At 35.7% G+C, this 21,168-nt stretch carries 13 protein-coding genes and 1 pseudogene; 11 read left to right on the top strand and 3 right to left on the bottom strand.

All coding sequences use genetic code 11. The features are described from left to right. The first annotated feature begins 2 nt into the window (after positions 1 to 2). The 9 genes and pseudogenes from walK (at position 3) to AC3WSO_RS24080 (ending at position 9,103) form a co-directional block, all read left to right on the top strand. Positions 3 to 1,871, top strand: coding sequence for a cell wall metabolism sensor histidine kinase WalK (gene walK, locus AC3WSO_RS24120; protein WP_492534180.1), 1,869 nt, complete (start codon positions 3 to 5; stop codon positions 1,869 to 1,871). Continuing rightward, positions 1,868 to 3,187 carry a YycH family regulatory protein gene (locus AC3WSO_RS24115; protein ID WP_492534179.1) on the top strand — a complete coding sequence of 440 codons (1,320 nt, stop codon included), beginning with the start codon at positions 1,868 to 1,870 and terminating at the stop codon, positions 3,185 to 3,187. Before walK ends, AC3WSO_RS24115 begins: the two co-directional genes overlap by 4 nt. Continuing rightward, complete coding sequence (locus tag AC3WSO_RS24110; protein ID WP_492534178.1) at positions 3,174 to 4,001, top strand: two-component system regulatory protein YycI; 828 nt, start codon at positions 3,174 to 3,176, stop codon at positions 3,999 to 4,001. Before AC3WSO_RS24115 ends, AC3WSO_RS24110 begins: the two co-directional genes overlap by 14 nt. Beyond that, on the top strand, positions 4,001 to 4,789 hold the full coding sequence (locus AC3WSO_RS24105; RefSeq protein ID WP_197142936.1) for an MBL fold metallo-hydrolase: 789 nt from the start codon (positions 4,001 to 4,003) through the stop codon (positions 4,787 to 4,789). The genes AC3WSO_RS24110 and AC3WSO_RS24105 overlap by 1 nt, the downstream gene beginning before the upstream one ends. Positions 4,790 to 5,043: 254 nt before the next feature. After that, on the top strand, positions 5,044 to 6,342 hold the full coding sequence (locus tag AC3WSO_RS24100) for a S1C family serine protease (RefSeq protein WP_492534176.1): 1,299 nt from the start codon (positions 5,044 to 5,046) through the stop codon (positions 6,340 to 6,342). A 241-nt stretch (positions 6,343 to 6,583) separates the two neighbouring features. Continuing rightward, the gene (locus AC3WSO_RS24095; protein ID WP_492534174.1) at positions 6,584 to 6,748 is read left to right on the top strand and encodes a CxxH/CxxC protein; all 165 of its coding nucleotides are present in this window, start codon (positions 6,584 to 6,586) and stop codon (positions 6,746 to 6,748) included. A gap of 90 nt (positions 6,749 to 6,838) precedes the next feature. Further along, a complete protein-coding gene (gene rlmH, locus AC3WSO_RS24090; RefSeq protein ID WP_492534172.1) occupies positions 6,839 to 7,318 on the top strand; it encodes a 23S rRNA (pseudouridine(1915)-N(3))-methyltransferase RlmH in 480 nt (159 codons plus the stop codon). 154 nt (positions 7,319 to 7,472) lie between these two features. Continuing rightward, positions 7,473 to 7,970 carry an LURP-one-related/scramblase family protein gene (locus tag AC3WSO_RS24085; protein WP_492534170.1) on the top strand — a complete coding sequence of 166 codons (498 nt, stop codon included), beginning with the start codon at positions 7,473 to 7,475 and terminating at the stop codon, positions 7,968 to 7,970. Between the two features lie 636 nt (positions 7,971 to 8,606). Then, positions 8,607 to 9,103, top strand: a pseudogene (locus AC3WSO_RS24080) (hypothetical protein). Positions 9,104 to 9,816: 713 nt separating this feature from the next. Here the strand turns inward: AC3WSO_RS24080 and AC3WSO_RS24075 are convergent. Next, positions 9,817 to 12,171 carry a M13-type metalloendopeptidase gene (locus tag AC3WSO_RS24075; RefSeq protein ID WP_492534168.1) on the bottom strand — a complete coding sequence of 785 codons (2,355 nt, stop codon included), beginning with the start codon at positions 12,169 to 12,171 and terminating at the stop codon, positions 9,817 to 9,819. Positions 12,172 to 12,996: 825 nt separating this feature from the next. On the opposite strand from AC3WSO_RS24075, the gene AC3WSO_RS24070 reads away from it, so the two are divergent. Further along, positions 12,997 to 13,596, top strand: a complete 600-nt coding sequence (locus AC3WSO_RS24070; protein WP_492534166.1) for a hypothetical protein — start codon at positions 12,997 to 12,999, stop codon at positions 13,594 to 13,596. A gap of 523 nt (positions 13,597 to 14,119) precedes the next feature. Here AC3WSO_RS24070 and AC3WSO_RS24065 read toward each other — a convergent pair. Together AC3WSO_RS24065 and AC3WSO_RS24060 are read right to left on the bottom strand one after the other, a co-directional pair. Then, entirely contained in the window at positions 14,120 to 15,763 is a 1,644-nt protein-coding gene (locus AC3WSO_RS24065; protein WP_492534164.1) for a thiamine pyrophosphate-binding protein, read from the bottom strand. Between the two features lie 36 nt (positions 15,764 to 15,799). Further along, positions 15,800 to 18,577 (bottom strand): bifunctional diguanylate cyclase/phosphodiesterase, encoded by a 2,778-nt coding sequence (locus tag AC3WSO_RS24060; protein WP_492534163.1) that lies wholly within the window; start codon positions 18,575 to 18,577, stop codon positions 15,800 to 15,802. A gap of 393 nt (positions 18,578 to 18,970) precedes the next feature. Here AC3WSO_RS24060 and AC3WSO_RS24055 point away from each other — a divergent pair, with 393 nt between their 5' ends. Then, entirely contained in the window at positions 18,971 to 20,836 is a 1,866-nt protein-coding gene (locus AC3WSO_RS24055; RefSeq protein ID WP_492534161.1) for a leucine-rich repeat domain-containing protein, read from the top strand. The last annotated feature ends 332 nt before the right edge of the window (positions 20,837 to 21,168 follow it).

Here is a 21,168-nt window from a genome sequence, read left to right as displayed (position 1 = left end):
GCATGCAGAAAGTAAGCTTCTTTAAATCAATTCATGTCAAGCTAGTACTAATTTACATTTTACTCATCTTACTTGCATTGCAAATAATAGGAATCTATTTTGCGCAAGAATTAGAGGAAAAATTAAAGAGCAATTTCCGAGAATCCATTTTCCAACGTGTCGATTTGATGGAATATAGCATTCGTGAAGAAATGTTAAAAGAACGCGATGAAAATAGTATGCCGTCTCTTGAAGAGAGCTTGAAAACGATAGTTATGGAGTTTTCAACAGGCTTGAGGGAAGTTTCTAATAGCGATATTTTAGAAATTCGTGTCATCGATAATAGACAACGTATTCGCGCCACATCCGAGGTAGACAATCAAAGTTTGATTGGACAGCGCTCTAATAATGATCTCGTGCGTCGTGCAATCTCTGCAGAAACTTTATTTGAAAACATTAAACTTGATAATAAAACAAGAAATCGAGTGTGGGTGTTAGCTTCGCCGATTCGAGATGGTGCAGGTCCTGATGATGAGATTGTAGGGGTACTTTACATTGAAGCTAATATTGAATCTGTTTTCGAACAAGTGAATGAAATTAACGGTATTTTCCTTGGGGGTACGGCGGTGTCCTTGGTGATTACTATCTTTTTAGGTATTTTAGTGGCACGAACAATTACACAGCCGATTTCAGATATGCGTAGGCAGGCACAAGCGATGGCAAAAGGTAACTATTCTCGAAAAGTCCGGGTTTATGGTACAGATGAGATAGGACAGCTTGCGATCACCTTTAATCATTTAACGAATCGCTTGCAGGAGGCGCAATCTACTACAGAGGCAGAGCGGCGAAAACTTGATTCGGTCCTTAGTAATATGACGGATGGTGTTGTTGCGACAGATCGAAAAGGGCGCATCATTCTTATTAATGATCCTGCACTAGAACTGTTGCATATTTCAAGAGATATTACATTAGGTCGTCCGATTGCATCTGTTTTAGGTATTGACCAAGAGTATAGTTTTGAGGATTTAATTTATATGAATGACGCGGTGAATTTAAATTTCAGTACAGCAGACGCACCGTATATTTTACGTGCGAATTTCTCGGTTATTCAAAAAGAAACAGGCTTTATTAATGGGCTTATTACCGTGCTGCATGATATCACAGAGCAGGAAAAAATAGAGATGGATCGTAGAGAATTTGTATCGAATGTGTCACATGAATTACGGACACCATTAACGACGATGCGTAGTTATTTAGAGGCGTTAGCAGATGGTGCATGGAAAGATGAAAATATTGCTCCAACATTTTTGAATGTCACACAAACGGAGACAGAGCGTATGATCCGTTTAGTGAATGACTTATTGCAGTTATCAAGAATGGATAGTTCAGATTATGAGTTGAATAAAGACATTGTTCTATTCAATTCGTTCTTTAACCGTATTATTGATCGTTTTGAAATGTCTAAGTCAGACAAAGTAAGATTTGAACGTTTATTACCAGAGGCATCATACTATGTAGATATTGATACGGATAAGGTGACACAGGTTATCGATAATATCATTTCCAATGCAATTAAGTATTCACCTGATGGAGGTAATATTCGCTTTGGCTTTACAGTACAAGGAGATATGCTGAAGGTTATGATATCTGATGATGGTATGGGAATTCCTAAGGAAAATGTTGGACGTATTTTTGACCGTTTCTATCGAGTAGATCGTGCTCGAGCTCGTTCTATGGGAGGCACTGGGCTAGGGCTAGCTATTGCCAGAGAAATGATTGAAGCTCATGACGGTAAAATATGGGCTGAAAGTGAGGAAGGACATGGAACAACAGTCTTCTTCACATTACCACTTAATTTAGATGATTTTGACGAGGCAGGTGAGTGGGAATGAAATATATAGAACCAGTTAAATCAGTTGTATTATTTCTACTCGTTGTGCTAAGTGTGGCTTTAACTTTTATGATTTGGACATACACGCCAAATTATAAATATATTGAACAGACTGAGGGCAAAGAAATCCTGATTGGACCACAAAAAAAAGTGGCGGATGTCATTCGTCCATATAAAGCTATTTTTCGTTTTGATAAGGAATTTACCGGAACGGTCTCTAATAGCGCAATGGAAGATATTATGCAAATATTTGAAGGATGGAATGTTCTAGATTTAATGCCTGTAAACAATAATCTTACGGCCGGCTCTGTAAACGAGATGATTCGTACTAATAATTGTATGACTGTCTTTTTTACTGGTGAGATTCCTTACTCTGCCTTTAATACAATTTTTCAATTTGCTGATAAGGAGCTACCTGAAACAACCTTTAATCGTATGATTATAGATTGGAGTACTTATAATAAAAAAGACCTACAGGTGTTTTTCATTAGTGGCAATAATGAATCATTGATGCGTTCCCATGTTAGTTTAGAAAATGCTAATCAGTTTGTACGAAATATTATTGAGCCAGCGAAAACATATGGCATTTTTAAAGAGGTTGAGCGAGAGGGCTTTACCTCACTATATATTGCAAACGATAAAATTGAATCTGCAAAGTATACGCATTTTATTGAAGAGAAACCTGAATTGTTTAAAAATGTAGTATTTACAAATCTAAAAAATGTTCGGCGAGCTGATGAAAGTGCAACTACTGAAAAATATCATGATGGAATATCAAAGATGGTGCTTGATTCAAATTTGAAATCATTGACCTATGTAAATCCAGCTGCAGAAAGTAGTATCAGAATAGAACCTTCCAAGCTCTTGAAGGATAGTTTTGAATTTATCAATGAATCCGGAGGCTTTACAGATGATTATCGCTTAGTATCAACAGGTACAAGTAATAACCAATTAGAGTATCAATTATATTTACATGGATTGCCGATTTATAGTGAACAGACTATAAATCGAATTACAACCGTTTGGGGAGATAAACGTATTTTCGTCTACAAACGTCCATACTTTTCTTTTGGGAAAGATATTGAATCCGAAAGAGAGATAAAAGAACTTCCGTCAGGAACGGAAGTCGTTGAAAAGATTAAAATGCTAAATAACATTGTTTTATCAGATGTAGATGACATTGTTGTGGGATTCTATTTGACTCATAATCAAAGCACAATTGTGACATTAGAGCCTTGCTGGTTTGTTATTCGGAACGGTGTATCCACGAGATTGACGCCTGAAGTAGTAGGAGGTGTCAAAAATGGATTGGAATAGAACAAAATCTATTTTTATATTCGTTTTTTTAATCTTAAATATCTTCTTGTATTGGTTGTATTTAGACCGTTATAATGAAGCGCAGAGCGTAGAAATACTAGGTGAAAAAACAATAGAAGCCCGTTTAAAAGATGATAATATTACGTATGGGCCACTGCCTAGTGGTAACGAGTTTGCTTCTTATATTACAGGCGAAGTGCATGTTTTTAAAAATACTGCTCCTGATAATAATCAGAAAGTTAGTTTCATGGATGATAAACATAGACAAATAAGTGCTATTTTCGTCAATCCTGTGAAATTACGAAATATTAATGATGATGCAAGTTTTATCGATTTTGTCCATACAAACGTTAAAAGTGGAGATTCTTATGCATTATGGGAGGTAGACCGTGAGGAACGGGTCGCAGTCTTCTTCCAGAAGAAAAATAACCGAATGTTCTATTACAATGATAGTGCCATATTAAAAATACACTGGAATATGGATAACGAAGTGATAAAGTATGAGCAGACAATGATTGAAAATTTCAAAGAGATGGAGCAACAGGAAACTGTTATTCCACCACTTCAAATTTTCCAAACACTATATAATAAAACGCTATTAAAGCCAGACTCGAGTATTACGCGAGTGAAGTTAGGTTACTCGACATTTAGTAAATTAACGCAAACGCAAGTGTTGATACCAACATGGGAAGTACAAGTGGAATTATCGGACGGAGAACTGGAAGAGTACTTTGTTGATGCTATTGATGGAAAAATTATTGAAATCCAAGGAGACAAGCAACAAGGTGAAGAGGAAGACTGGGGAGTTGAATGATGCGATTTAGTGTTTTAGCAAGTGGCAGTACAGGAAATTCGATTTATGTAGAGAATGATGATCATGCATTTATTGTCGATGCTGGTCTAAGTGGCAAAAAGATGGAGCAACTATTTACAAAAATCGACCGTAATATGAAACAGCTAAGTGGCATTTTCGTTACGCATGAGCATAGTGATCATATTAAAGGAATAGGTGTATTGGCACGAAAATATAATGTACCTATTTATGCAAACAACAAAACATGGCAAGCAATGGACGGGCTAGTTGGGGATATACCTTTGGAGCAACGTTTTGAATTTGAAATGGATACGGTAAAGCATTTCGGTTCATTAGCTGTTGAATCCTTTGCCGTATCACATGATGCAGCAGATCCAATGTTCTATAGTTTTCATGAAGACGGGCGTAAGCTTGTTGTTATTACAGATACAGGCTATGTTAGCGACCGTATGAAGGGTATCATTCGAGGTGCTGACTCCTTTGTATTTGAAAGTAACCACGATGTAAATATGCTGCAAATGGGGCGCTATCCGTGGTCTATCAAACGTCGTATTTTAAGTGATGTAGGGCACGTTTCAAATGAGGATGCAGCTATAGCAATGAGTGAGGTAGTTTTTGAAAAACCAACAAATATTTATTTATCACATTTAAGTAAAGATAATAATATGAAAGAGCTTGCGCGCATGAGTGTCACACAAACCTTGCAATCCTGCGGCATTATCGCCGGAGAGTATTTAAACTTATTTGATACAGATGCAGAAGAGCCAACAAAATTAGTTACTGTGTAACTTTTTCAGCAAATGTTTTATGTAACGTAAGTGAAACGGCAGCTACATTGTTTTTGGCTTAGTGAGTTAATCATATCGAATTATACAATAAAAAAATGAAGCTTTAATGAGGCTGTTCAATCACATTTTATAGAAAATGTGATTGAACAGCCATTTTTATGTCCATTTTATTTATTTTTCATCTGATTTTAATGTTTGAATCGTAATATTAAGGTAACAACTAACAAATACTAATAGGAGAAAGGACGAGGAGAATGAGCTATTTTCAAGATGATGATAAAAACAATGATTTTCTAAAAAATGATGATATACAGAAGTCACCTCTTCAGGAGCGACTCGAACAAGAGGAGCGAGAAACGCAAGAGAAGCGTCATAAAAAGAAAGGCGGTGGCGGAGGTAAGGGCGGTTATTTTTTCACGGGTCTTATCGGTGTCATCATTGGCGCTTTACTCGTGTGGCTCATGATGCCTGGACTGGTCAATCAAATGCCAGGTACAACGACTAGCAGCACAGGTAAAAATGAAACAACCATTAATCAAGTTGCAACAGAAGTGACTACTGATGTTACGAAAGCCGTAGATAAAGCTTCTGGGGCTGTTGTGGGGATCACGAATATTCAAGAAGTAGCAAGGGGAGGGTTCTGGAGTCCACAAGCTTCATCAGAACAGCCTGCAGGAAGCGGTTCAGGTGTTATTTACAAAGTTCAAGGTGATAAAGCCTTTATCGTGACAAATAACCATGTTATTGAGGGTGCAAAACAGTTAGAAGTAACAATGCCAGATGGAACGAAAGAAGTAGCGCAATTAGTTGGTCGCGATATTTGGACAGACTTAGCTGTTATTTCAATCAGCTCTAAAGATGTTAAGACAGTGGCGACATTTGGTAACTCAGATGTATTAAAACAAGGTGAAACAGTTATCGCAATCGGTAACCCACTTGGCTTAGAGTTCTATGGCTCTGTTACTACAGGTGTTGTTTCTGGTAAAGATCGTTCTGTACCAGTGGACATAAATAGTGATGGCACAAAAGATTGGCAACAAGAAGTATTACAAACAGACGCAGCTATCAACCCTGGTAATAGTGGTGGTGCACTTGTTAATCTTGCTGGTGAATTAGTCGGTATTAACTCCATGAAAATTGCGGAATCTTCTGTTGAAGGTTTAGGCTTCTCAATTCCGATTAACTCAGCAATTCCAATTATTGAGGAATTAGAGAAAAATGGTGAAATGAAACGTCCAACAATGGGTATTCAATTAGTGGACTTAACGGATGTTCCGTCATTCTACCAACAGCAGACGTTACAATTGCCAAAAGACTTAACAACAGGTGTTGTTGTTACAGATGTCGTAGCTAACTCTCCATCTGCAAAAGCAGGCATTCAACAATACGATGTTATAGTTGAAATGGATGGCAAAAAAATTGAAACGGCAATCGATTTACGTAAACATTTATATAATGACAAAAAAATTGGTGATAAATTAACGATGAAAGTATATCGTCAAGGTAAAATAGTGGAACTATCACTAACATTAACAAATAGTGATTCATTGTAAATTAAAAATCAGTGGGGATTATATGATCTCCACTGATTTTTTCCGTTGAATTAATAAGAATGATTTAAAAAATATTGTGGATAACTAGAAAATTGTGAATAATAACATTAACACGGTGAGTGGCGGTATGAAGCCTATTCTTCCATACTTGCCTGTCCTTTGTTACAATAGATTGTGGATAACATAGACCGAATTGTGAATAAGTTTGTGGAAATTTCGGAAAATAAGAAGAGGTGTAAAAATGGAAAAATACAGCTGTGAAAACCATATAGAACACGCATTAGACATGTTTGTGGCAGAGCAAAAAGAGTTCCCGATTATGGATAAAGTCGAAGAGGATAAAAAGTTATCCACAAAATGTAGCTACTGTGAACGACCTGCAGAATATCTTGTATCAAGTAAATAGCTTTACACAAGATATAGGAATCGCTTGTGGATATGTTGATAACTTCTGTGGATAATTTGTTTGTAAATGAAATGTAAAGGTGGATAACGTGTGAATATAACGATTGTATCAGTCGGAAAACTAAAAGAAAAGTACTTAAAAATGGGCATAGATGAATACGTAAAACGTCTGGGTGGCTACGCAAAAATGGATATAATCGAAGTACCAGATGAAAAAGCGCCCGAACAGCTAAGCGAAGCAGAAATGGGAATCGTCAAGAAAAAGGAGGGTGAACGTATTCTATCTAAAATCGGCCCAGATACATACGTTATCGCCTTAGCCATTAACGGCAAAATGAAAACATCAGAACAAATGGCGGCAGATCTTGAATCTCTAATGACCTACGGCAAAAGTAAAATCGCGTTCGTCATCGGTGGCTCCCTTGGTTTACATGATGACGTGTTAAAACGAGCTGATGAGCAACAATCCTTCGGAAAGATGACATTACCACATCAGCTAATGAAACTTGTTTTGGTGGAGCAGGTTTATAGGAGTTTTAGAATTATGAAGGGTGAACCGTATCATAAGTAAGTGCGGTTTTTAAAAAGAACTACCTAGAACGTTGATTTGTGAGCGTTTTAGGTGGTTTAAATTTTGAAAATATTTTTCTCCTAGGCAAATTTCATTAAATATTATATATGATAAAAATGGCTTTAGTAATATGCTATTAAAAAGGAGGCGTAGTATGAAGCAACTTTATATAAAGCAGAAGGTATTCAGCTTAAGTGGAAAATTTACGGTAAAAGATCAGCAGGAGAAGGATGTTTATTACGTAGAGGGCAGTTTTATGCAAATTCCAAAAACGTTCTCCATAATGAATGCAGCAAGAGATGATGTCGCGCTTATTACGAAAAAGGTGTTCAGCTTTTTACCGATTTTTTTTGTTGAAGTAAACGGTCAAGAGATGTTAACGATTAAGAAGGAGTTTTCTTTCTTTAAAGCACGCTATACAATTGATGCGGCAGGCATTGAGGTAAAAGGTAACTGGTGGGATATGGATTTTCAAATCTTACAGCATGGTGAAGTCGTCGGTAAAGTGAACAAGGAGTGGTTCACTTGGGGCGATAGCTACAAGGTACAAATATTGAATGAAGAGATGGAAGCTATCATTATTGCGCTCGTTGTCGCAATTGATTGTGTAAAGGCTGACCAAGCTGCTTCTTCCTCAGCAGCGGCGACTTAATTGAGCCAATACCAACTAAAGAAACAATATGTAATTTACCAAGTCTTAATAGAGAATTTCGTCGACCTTCATTTTTAATTATAAGAGCGAAAAGATATAATTTTAAATTAGCATAGAATTAGAGATTAAAAACCGCACTTACACATGTCACGGTGAACCGTACCATAAGTAGGTACGGTTTTTTTTGAAAAATAGTACAGCACCTCCCCAAATAGTAGAATAAGTGTTTTTTTGTTGTTTGGCCGTATAAAAAGAATGAACTTATGAGAACAGAATAGTGGTAAAGCAGAGAATAGAAGTTCCTCTGGATAGCAAGGTTCTAAAAAAATGATTTAAACCAAAGAATTCCGTCAAAATGTCATTGATGATTTGCACTTATTGGAGCGATACGTGAAAAATTTATTGGATAATGCGGATAGACATACACTTCACCATGGGGAGATTTTTGTAGAATGCTATACACAAAGATATTTTCCAAATAATATTTTAGCTAAATTAATGTATTTGACTAAATCTGAATTTCTACTTCGAATAAGATATATTATTCTAAATTGAAAAGAAGGTGGTATAATGTCAAATCAACGAGGTCATAAAGATAGTAATGATGGGTCTAATTCCAAGGAATTACAAAGCGGTGTGGAAAGTAAAAATGAAAAAGTAAGGATTATTGTAAAAAAAGATGGAGAAGAAATTAGGACTGATGCTCCTGTATCGGATAAGTTAAAGGTTGTAATTGTTATAAATAATCAGTTCACTAGTGCACCTAATACCACGCAAATTGCAAGTGGAGCAGGAAGAAATAGAATGCTGCAATAGATTCCTCGAATACCGATCAACAGCAAAGTGTGGGAGCACAAGGGGTAGCTAGAAACAGCGGTATGAAGGGGGAGCAAACTGAACCTCATGAACAGCATGAAGACTGGGATGGTGACGAAGAAATTGTTATCGTCATCAATAATCAGATAAATAAGGGGCAAAAACAGTCGTCAGCTACTCAGGTAGCAAGCGGAAGTGGTTTAGATAGTACGGGAGGAACTAATTCAGCCATAGGAAGTTCTAATACGAAACAGCAGCATGCGGTTGGTGGAGGCGGTCGTGCAATAAATAAGGGTGAGAATGGTAAAAATGGGTAGCAAATATTAATTCGCCTTTTTCATAGAATAAATATTCTATAGTTTTTACCTATAGGAACCGTAAATGCTGTTCCATCTCTCTTTCTAGATGATAATAAAGCAGCGACGAATAGTGAATAGCTGACATGCGTAGGGCAAGAATAATGTATGAGTACATTTGATCGAAAACCTCATTTAGTTACGTTACGGTGAACCGTATCATTAGTAAGTGCGGCTTATGAAAAGAACCACCTAGAACGTTGGAATGTCAGTATTTTTGGTGGTTTTCATTTATCCAAATTTAATAATGTCAGTTTTAATAAAAGAGGGTAGTAACTTTTGTACATTTTCTAATGTTGAAAAGCGATTTTCGTTTTAAAAAATATCTGTACCTTTTAAGTCATAACTAAATAAAAAAGCAGTTGTAGGTTCGGTAAAATGAATGCAAAGGGTCTCCTCTATCGAAGCCTCTATCCCATCTGTAGGTTTCGCGTCCCAAATTTTGCTCTCTATAAAAAAGTTTTAAAATCTATTACACAAGATATCTACATAAAAAATCCTCTAAATAATTGAGTGTGTTCTTTAAAAAAGCAAACCCCAAGATTGTTGTGAAATCAACATTCTTGGGGTTTTTATTTCGGTGTGTATTTACTTTAAAAAGGATATCCTAGTCAACCTCTTTGCCTTTATACACTGTTGTAAGAGCTATCAGAATTAGCTTTCTGTTCTGATTTTTACCAGATGGAAACTCGATCTTCCGGAGCTACATACATGCCATCTCCAGGCTTAATTCCATAGGTATCATAGAATTGTTGGAAGTTCACAATCGTGCGGTTTACCCGGATTTTATTGGCTGAATGTACATCATTTTTGCTCAGCATTGCTGCAAATTCTTTTGTAGTTGTGGATTTCCATACTTCTGCATTGCTTTTGAAAAATGCTTTATAATCCGGATTACTCATTTGAGCTACAACTTGCAATGAAGCTGCCATTCCACCTAAATCAGCGACATTCTCGCTTAGTGTAAGCTGACCGTCGTTCATCACACCGGGAATAATCTCAATTCCATTATAGAACTCAATTAGTTTTTGGTTTTTCTCTTTGAATTTCTTAAAGTCCTCTTCTGTCCACCAGTTATTTGCATTTCCATTTTCGTCGTATGCAGATCCATTGTTATCAAATGCATGGCTGATTTCATGGCCAATGACCATGCCAATGGCGCCATAGTTTGCTTCAGGTTTAGCGTTAATATCATAGAAAGGTGCTTGGAGAATACCGGCAGGGAACGTAATTTCGTTATTAAAAGCATTGTAGAAGGCATTTACGGTATATACACTCGTTGTCCATTTCGTTCTGTCCACTGGTTTTCCTAGCTTGGCTTTCATGTCATCAATGTATATTTTGTTTACTGTGACGGTATTAGAGAGCAGTGAACCGCCTTCGTCATATGTCTTGATAGCTACTTTATCTAATGTTGTATCCCATTTATCTGGGTAACCGATCTTAACAATCATCGTATCCAGCTTTTTAATTGCTTTAGCTTTTGTTGTCTCTGACATCCAATCAAGAGATTTGATTCTTTCCTCATACGTAGCAATTAACTTATCTACCATTTGCTCAACATCTTTTTTAGCTTCTGGTGAAAAATGTTTCTCAGCAAACATTTGCTCCAAATATCCGCCCATTGTGCCAGTTGTCTTGGCTATAGCGATTTCCTTAGCTGTTTTTTCACCTGTAACGCCATATAACGTTGCGTCAAACTCAATAGCAGCATCTCTGAATTCATCTGACAACGAACCGCTCGTTGCCATAATCAATTGCACTTTGGCGTAAGCTTTAAGTACGTTAAGATTAGTCTCAGTCAAGAAATCCGCGCCTTTTTGCGCCAGCTTCACATCGGTTACGATCACTTTATCAGCACTGTCGATTTTCATCGATTTCAAGACTTGTTTCATATCTACTGTTTTGAACATGTCATCGAATTGTTCGATTGTATACGGATTATAGTATTTATTGACGTCACCTTGTTCATGAGGTTCAAGTGATACAGAAGCTAAGCCTTTCTCCATATCATATATTTTTTCGGCAAGTGCATTTGCAGCAGACTTTTCCTCGCCCGACGACACAAGAAGTTTGGTCATATATTGAATATAGGCTTTTTTCGCTTTCGCGTCTTCTGTTACAAAGCTGTTCTTATCCAGAACAGAAGTTAATCCAGAATAATACAAAGCATTTTCACTGCTGTTCTTTGCGTCGTTCATGATTGAAAAGCTAAATAATGAGGTTAGACCCAATTCTTTCTCCAGGATAAGATCTGCTTGAACGAGTTCATCAAGCGTTTTAGCCCCGTCAATTGCCTTTACATATTTTTGGATGGGCTCCATCCCTTGTTTATTTCTACTTTTTGAATCCAACGCCGTCGAATAGAAGTCGGCAATTTTTTGTTCTTTTGTTCCTTCTGCGAACTGTTTGCCAGCGAGTTCATCTATTATTTTTTCTATTTTACCGTTATTTTGCTTGTACAGCTCGGAAAATACTCCGCCCATGATTTCTCCTGCTGGAATTGTCGATTTATTTAACCATTCTTTATTGATTGCTTCATAAAAATCGTCATTTAAATGGGAGCCTTTAAGCGACCAAATTCTAGAAATTATATTTTGGAACTCATCGATCGTAATAGTATCATTTGCGCCTAATGTGCCGTCAGGGTTGCCCGTCAGTACGCCTGCTTTTGCCAGTTTATCGATATCTTTCTTAGCCCAAGCGGGTACATCGGAGAACTCGCCGTCAAATGTGCCACTGCGCAAATCATTTCCGACAGGCTTTGGCAATTTGCCGAATGCTCTGCTCAACATGACTAAAGCTTCAACCTTTTTAGCTGGCTCATCCTCTCTTAAATCTCCATTTTTAGAGCCTTGAATAATGGCTTCTTTATTAATTCCTGGTTGATAAGCGTCTGCTGCCATCAACAAGGTTTTTACAATCTCTCCTCTTGTCGCTGGTGGCGACTTTTCATCGGCATACACTGATAAGCTAACTGATAGGACCATTATTATGGTCATGAGTAAGGATATAACCTTCTTTTTCATCTTCGTGCTCCTCTAAATCATATTTGTATAAATAAAGATAAATGGGTATATTTTAGAATTTAATCCATTTACATACCATTGTAGTTGATTTATTTAAGTTTGAAAATATGTATGGGGCTTTTTCAATTTCAAGAGAGCATGGTTTATTAATTTTGGCTTATAGAGCTTATAAAATTTAAAAAGGATTAAATATCGTTCGCTTTTATTATATTCTGGATTAACTTGTGTCATACAACATGTGGGGGAAGTTTAGTTTTCAAAAAGGCGTGAAGGTTGATTACTGTAGGAAAGTAGATGTAGCACCTACTTTGATATGGTGAACTGTATCATAAGTAAGATTATTAAAGAGACCACCTATAACGTTGATAATACAATGTTTTAGGTGGTTTTATTAACTCTAAATTAAATTCATGATAAACTAGAAAAAGGAAATTAAGGATAAATGATCTAGGGAAACTCTAGATATTTTCTGATCTAGCAGTAATTTATATAATTCGCATTGTTCTTGATTTCTTATCGGGTGTATATCTTTTGGATGGTACAACAGCTTTAAATACAGAGAAAATCGACAACAACATGTTTAATGCTATATGAACATGAAGAACGTCACCGTTCATTCTTTGTAAATATAAAAGTTAGAAAATACTTAGAAAGCTCTATACGTGTTTCTCGGTTAATTAATAGTGAGCGGAAGCAAAAAAGGTTATAAGGTTGTTAAAAGAAGGAGCGCAAGTACGAAGAAAAAATATTGTTTAAATGAACCGCGCTTAGACAATTTACAAAAATGTATTATAAGTAAGTGTGGCTGTTATCGGAGGGTTAACAATGAAAAGAACAGAAATGATGGACAAGTATTTGGACTCTTATGGAAAAAGAATTAGTAGTTCTGAGATTTGTCATGTTGTAGATTTAGTTTTCAAGATTAATTTAGATGAGACACCTATTTTATCAAAAGAGAAGGAAGAGATAGATGGAATTTCTTCATCAACGGGGAGAGAGGTAATAGATTCCTATCTACATCAATATGACTGGGACATAACAGGGGTAGAAATTCGCAAAATAATAAATGAAATTTTTGGTGTTAATTTAGAAGCGATATCTTCATTAGAAGGAGCAAGAATTTCTTTATATTCAAAAGGTCGGTGGATTGTTCAACATGAAAAAGACTTATTTGTAGTATATACTGGAGCAAGTGATGTTGACGTAAAGGTCTTTCCTACAAATTATTTCACTGAACAAACTGGGTTAGTAGCATTACCTTCTGATTTACAACATGCACTAACGAGTATAGGGTATCACTTCGATGAAAATATCGGTAGTTACTATTTCTCAAATCCAACAGGTGAGGCTGTTCCAGATGCCTTCAAAGGAAAAACAATAGGCGCTATACTTGGTGTCATCCAACAGTCATTCTCAAATTTATAAACAAACAAATACATATAATTGGAGATAGAAAATCTCTGTAAGAAAAAAAGTCATATAGGGGAATATGATTCCCAATCTATATGACTTTTCATATTTAACTTCTCTCAGCAGAAGTCTGCCACCTCTATAGGAGGTGAGATGAATGCGGATTTAAGTTACTTTTCAGCGGGTATCCAAACACCCGTTGAAATAGAGGAACTCAGTCTAAGAATCCCGCGTCCTGTGGCAATGACTGAGTGACCAACCTCATGCTGACGCTGCGTTAGCACTACGCTTTCGCGCAAAAAACATCTGTTGGCACAAAGCCTCCGGCGGATGTTACGGAATCGGAAAGGTGTTCTTAGGGATGTTAGCCTAAAATCATCGTATCCATGCGATAATGGCTAACTGACCTGCATCGGTAAAAACGCCACGTCCTGTGGCATTACCGAAATGACCGACATCGTGTTGGCCCTCGTGTAGGTCTAAGCACAAAGCTGATTCCGGACGCAATTATGCCTCGGCATAATTGATTTAAAACCTCTTACTTTCCAAAGGAAGATAAAAATTTAACTCGGTCTCCCATAGGAGGTGTGTTATTATCTGTTAAAACTACTTCCAAGATTGCGGGTCCATTTAAATTCAGTAAGTTATTTATCGTATCTTGGTTAATATCTTGTAGTTCTGTTACTTGGAAATTCGGTATATCCATAGCTGATGCCAAAGCACTAATACTAATTGGATTTTGCTCAAAAGATGGGTGAGTACGGTGGAACTGTAGAGCATGTCCATGGTATACCATTCCTAAGCGAGCATTATTCATAACAATAAACAAGATTGGGATATTATATTCTTTTGCTGTTAATATTTCCATTCCATGCATGAAAAAGCAACCATCACCTGTGATACATACAACAGGACGTTCAGGTTCAGCTAACTTTGAGCCAATGGCAGATCCAATTCCACTTCCCATTGCGCCAAAATGGACATTAATATCATAAGTATCATTATCTAAAACCTTCATGTGATGAATGACATAGGACATAAATTCACCAATATCAATTGTATATCTAGTGGAGGATGGTAAATGTTTTTGAATATTTATTAGAACGTTTTTCGTATTATATTCTTCCATATCTCCAAGAGGCTCTTTATTTTCTTTACCCTCAAGAGCAATCTCTTTTGTTGTAAACCCTTGAGTTCTTAACTCTTCTATAAGTAATAGTAAACTTAAATTGATATCACCTAGTACAGGTAGATCAATTTCATATTTTCGATTGAACACCGATTGATCATAGTCCATTTGTATAGAAAAACGGTTTTTCGTAAGGTTTAAGTTGTAGTTATTTGTAGCTGTTTCTCCTAAACTTGAACCCACGATTAACAGTACTTGTCCATCGCCTTCAGCTATTAATTCTGAGGCAGCCTCGTGACCAGCAAAGCCAAAAACGCCAACTAGAAGAGGATGATTCTCAGGAATGTATCCTTTTGCTTGCGGTGTTGTTAGAATCGGCCAATTTAGAATTTCTGCTAATTCTAGTAATTGCTCAACTGAATTTCTTACGCCTTGTCCTACTAAAATGTATCCGTTCTTTCTTTTTATTAGCTCCTCAGCTACATTTTTAATAGTATCCATAGTAGGAACTATTGCTGTTCTTTTTGGTGGAGCTGGTATTTCTATGTTTTGCACTATTTCGTGTTGAACATCTATTGGTATAGCAATATGTACTGGACCAGGCACTCCGGATATAGCGATTTCGGAGGCTTTTACTACTTCTTTCAGTAAATCCTTTGATTCTTTAACTGTTACACTGTATTTAGTAACTGGTTGAAAGATCGGCTGAGCATCCAACTCTTGAGAAGCATTTAAGCCGATTGTGCTAACTGGAACAGCACCGGTTAAAAATAAAACCGGTAAATGCTCGCGCATAGCATTTGCAGCACCTGTTACTAGGTTTGTTCCACCAGGCCCACTACAAGCAATACATACGCTCATCTGGTTTGTATATTTTGCGTAAGCTGCGGCCATGTATGAAGCAGCGCCTTCATGTTTTGTTACAATCGGTGTTAAGTCTTTCATATCATACAGTTCATCAAAAAATGCATTGACTGAACCGGCTGGAATACCAAAAATATATTGAACACCGTTACCTTTTAAATATTCTAAGACCGTACGAGCTGCTTTCATTATAAATCTCCCTTTTTTATAATATAGAACGTTAAGTTAATAGAAATATTTTTTCATAATATCTTCAGCCTTCATGGGCTTACTAAATAAATAACCTTGCATTAAATAACAATTTTGTCTCAATAAAAAATCAGCCTGTTCTTTTGTTTCAACTCCTTCAGCAATAACTTCAAGCTTTAAATTTTGAGCGAGGGTAATAATTGTATTTGTAATCGCTGCTGCATCATCCGTTAACATCTCTTGTACAAAGGATTTATCAATTTTTAATGTGGAAATCGGCAGATTTTTCAAATAACCTAAAGATGAATATCCGGTTCCAAAATCATCTATGGCTAAATTTACCCCAAGTCCCTTTAATTGTATCATTGTTTTTAATGTTAATTGTGTATTTTTAACAATTAGATTTTCTGTAAGTTCTAATTGTAAATACTCAGGTGACAAGTCTGTTTCTTGTAGGACATTTTCTACAATAGAAAATAAATTACTCTGTTCGAATTGATGGACGGATAAATTTACAGACATACTAATTAAAGGACATCCTTGGTTATGCCATTCTTTCAATTGCTTGCAAGCTTCTTTAAGAACCCACTCACCTATAGGGACGATTAAACCGGTTTCTTCAGCAAGTGGAATAAACTTATCTGGTGTGATCATTCCGTGTTCTCGATGATTCCATCTTAATAAAGCTTCAACGCCCTTAATTTTGTTTGTTTTATAGTTTACTTGTGGCTGATAGAAGATAATAAGTTCATCTCGCTCTAATGCTTTATATAAATCATTTTCAAGCTTAATACTTTCAAAAGTTCTCGTATCCATTCCTTCGCTAAAGAAATGGTAGCTAGTACCAGGTGTTTCTTTTGATTTGTACATAGCTGTGTCTGCATTTTTGATTAACGTATCTGTCGTATCGCCGTTATCAGGAAACAGGCTTATACCAATGCTTGTTTTAATGTATATTTCATTGTCTATTAGGTTGAAGGGTTTAGAGAAAGAAGCGTTAATACAATTAATAACCTTCAAAATGTCGTTTTCACATTTAATATTTGGCAAATAAATTGTAAATTCATCGCCTCCTTGCCGTGATACAGTTGCATCTTCTGGGACACAAGTACTTAAACGTTTGGCAACCTCTTGAAGTAATAAATCGCCATAGCTATGTCCAAGCGAATCATTTACTAACTTAAAACGGTCTAAATCCAAATAGAGAACTGCTAACTTTTCTCCGTTCGCTTTTGCATACTTCAGCCCTTGAGTTAGTCTGTCTATTAAAAGAATTCTATTCGGCAAATTCGTTAAACTATCAAAATAAGCGTGGTATTTAATCTTTTCTTCTAGTTGCTTTCTTTGAGTTATATCTTTAAATGTGACAACTTCTCCTACAATTTTGTCTCCTTCTTTTATTAAGGAGGTTACATATTCTACTGGAAAGTTGGAGTTGTCTTTTCTAAAAAACACCTTGTAGCTGTTGAAATTAGTATTTAAAAAGGATGAAATAATAATTTTGTCTTCCGTTTCATTACCACTCATAATAATGTCGACGGATTTTCCGATTAATTCTCGCTCTGTTTCATAACCTAACATGAGTGCACCTGCTGGATTGCAGAATGTAATGTTTCGATCAAGATCTAATCCAAAGATACCTTCACCTGCAGAGTTGAGAATTAACTCTTTTTCACGGCTAAGCTGCTGTAACTCCGCTACAACTCTTTCAAGCTCTTTATTTTTGTCTATTACTTCTGAGGTTCTCTCCTCAATAATGATTTCTTGCTTTTCCATATATATAAGGTTTGATAATGCAGATGCTGTAGTGTCAACAATGGATTGAGCTAGCTGTAATTGAGTTTCTGAATAGAAAAATGCCTTTTCTTCAAGATTAACAATAGATATTTGCCCTAAAATTTCACCCATTGAAACTAGAGGAAACATAACTAAACCGTTTATGCCGAAATTACGACAAACTTCGTGATTAGGTCTATCATCCTCAAATACATTTGGAATAAGAATGGCTTTTTTAGTTTCAAAAACCTCTTGCATTACAGCATCATTGCTTTGATCAATTTTAAATTTGTTATGTGTCTTTAGCCAATTTTCTTCTGTCCAATCACTTTCCTTACTCAACTTAGCCGGTTTTATTCTTTTTTCTGCTAAAGGATCTAAAAGGTGAATCCCTATATTTTTATTATCTAAAAACTTCTCTAAGTAGAAAAAGCATTTATCAAGGCTTTCTTGTAGTGAGGAGCACATTGATAAGTCACGTGTAACATCAAGCAGCAGCTGCTTTTCATTAATAAGGCGTTCTTTATAAGTTAAGTTGTTTGCATTTTGAATAGCAACAGCGGCCATATTCACATATGCCTCGACCGTTTGAATTTCTTCGTCTGTTAAGTTCATCGGAATTCCATAATCAAATAAAAAAACAAGGCCAAATAACTCTTGTTCAAAGGAGATGGGAAGAACTAATAAAGATTTAATATGGAACCCCTCAACTGCTCTGGGATCAGGTCGACTATCCTTCGAAGTATCAGGAATATAGATGGTTTTCTTTGTTTCAATTACTTCTTTTGCTAGTAAATCTATTTCGGTATCAATTATATGCATGTTCAAAGTCCAGCCATTAATAACTGCTGGTTTTCCTACATATCCTCTGAATGTACCATCTTTTTGTGGTAAATAAATGCCCACAGAATCACATGTGACGATTTCTTCAGAAATTGCTATTGTTACCTGCTCTAATACTTCACGTAAATCTAGCTTCATATTTATCATTTTTGTTATATTAGCTAGTCGAGAATACCTCGTTTGTTCCATAGACATATATATATGAACCCCCAATTATTATCCTTATCTTGTATAAATTTTTATTAAATTATTTCTTAATTCGTATCGAATGTCCCAGTCTTTTCATTTTACAGTAGTGATAAACAGGTAGGTTAAAAAATATAAAAATTAGTAAAAAAATCTCAAGAGCATTTCGTCTTTTTACTAGTAGCATTTTTATGTAGGACTACAATCATTCTTTAAGCAAAGGTATTCCTTGTATTTCAAGTGTCGAAAGTAAATTTAAATATATCAAACAGTGGTAATTTCTTGGGCGACTTTTTGTTGTAGGTCTAAAGGTGGGAGATAATTAGTGTTTAAAGGAAATATTGACATTTATTTTTCAGACAACTAAGCTTAATTGAAAATAGAGCTGGGGAGGGACTGCCAGTGGAATTCATTAAATTAAATTGTCCAAATTGTAATGGGAAAATTGAATATAAAGAGGAACAATCATTCAAATGTCCTTTTTGTGAAACTGAAATAATGTTGAAAGAGAATAAAGTTTATTATGTTGATCAGACGATTAATAATTATTATGGTACAACTAAAGCTACACGTCCAAAAACGAATTTAAAAGCTCTTTTAATGGTACCGATTGTATTCCTTTGTGTATTCCTTGGCTATTTCCTCTTAAGTAGCAATCAAACAGAATATGGTAACCGTGAGAAAATACCTGTTCGAAAAATGCCTGAAAGCGAAGTTCTTTTACTCTTTTTAAAAGATATTTTTGATAAAGGTGAAGCTATGCCAACTAAAGAAGAAATCGCAAGTATCCGTTATTTGGCAGCATACCATTCTGAAGATCAGTGGCATTTTGATTACAGTCTTGATGATCCATTCACAAAAAAGCAAGCCAAAATTTCTAACTATATCATTATGGATAAGTTATTAAATACACAAAAAATAGAACAAAAAGATTTTGAAGCCTTTACTGGTCTGACGGTATTGAATTTGATGGGCGATTATGAAATATCACGAAGTGAAAATGTAAGCTTCCGACATCTGGAAGATTTAAAAAGCTATACAGGTAGCTTTAATGAATCATTTAGTAAAATTGCTGAATATTTTAGTGATAAGTCTAATGTTGTAGAGCTCTCTATCCAAATTCGAAGTAATGATGAACTGGCTTTATTATTAGAGTTTCCCAATCTTCAATCACTTGAAATTTCGTACTACACTGAGACGGTTACAGACTTCCCTCTGCTGAATAAACTGCCATTAAAATCATTGTCCTTAATGTCTGCCAATGATTTGAAGTGGTTGTCTTCATTAACTGATTTAGAGTCGTTAACAATAGATCTAAGTGAAGCGACAGATTTTAGCTCATTCTATTCACTGAATCAATTACAAGAATTGAAGCTTACAGCGGTAAGAAATTTAAAAACGCTTGATTTTATACAAAATATGCCCAACCTGCAATCGCTCAATCTTGAAAATATGGATATTACAAATGTAGAACGCCTTAGAAATAAGTCTTCATTGACAAAATTGCGTTTAGCTTCTCTTTTTAAATTAGAGTTGCATGATATTGTAAACAGCCTGACTTCTCTGACCGATTTATCGATAACTGGTTATCATGGTGAAATATCGTCGATTGTAGCACCCCATTTAAAAAAAGCAGAATTAACAAGTTCTTTGCTCCCAAAGCTAGAGGCACCTGTTTTAAAATCTTTGACTGTTGAAATAAGTGGGGCGCAGTCGTATTTGAATGGAGAAGAATTACTAAAATACCCACAGTTAGAGCAACTTACAGCAATGGAAGGAAGTGATTTCATAGGCATCGCTTCTTTAAATCGACTCCCAAATCTGCAAACAATAAATTTAAATGAGACAACTTTTTATGAAGAGACGAGTGGGTTATTCAATTTACAGCATGTAAAAACATTAAATTGTAATGAGTGTAAGTTTCAAATTGATAGGCAAAATTCGTTTAACAATAACAACCTGGAGCATTTAACTTTGAATGATGCATCTTTTCAAATAGACAATGGTGACTGGGTGAATGAAGTTGATAAGGTTATGCCTTACTTCGCTGGCTTTACAGCGCTACGTTCATTCACTTTACAAGATAGTTCACTACAATCATTAAGTTTTATGGAAAAGTGGCAACAAATTGAGGAGCTTCATTTAGAAAATAATGCTATTTCAAATGTAGAGCCTTTGGTGAATTTGCCTAATTTGAAAAAGCTATATATTTTAGGGAATCAGGTGCAAAATACATCTGTTCTAGACAAAGGAATTTTGATTTATTAAGGTAATTTCAATCCGGAAATACGTATCATAAGAAAGTTTGATTTTCTGAGATATTCTCAAAGAACTTTTCTTTTTTGAAAGTAAGTATAAAAAGATTTACAGATCCCTTTATTGAGAATATAAGCTAACTAATTCCGACAGGCATATTCAGATAAAATGAATATGTCTTTTTTTGTAACGTAATACAAGTTAATATTGAAGTCCATTCATCAATTTGATGGAAAAAGGAAAGTCCAACATGGCGTTTAACGCAAAAGTTGAATATATCAAGGGATGTATTTAAATAATAAAAGAGCGCCCTTAGTTAAGTGCCTTATACATTGTTTCCGTAT

The organism is Lysinibacillus sp. EB106-09-02-XG168, assembly GCF_058791475.1.
The sequence above is the reverse complement of the archived record's forward strand: the minus strand, read 5'-3'. Positions and strand labels throughout refer to the sequence as shown.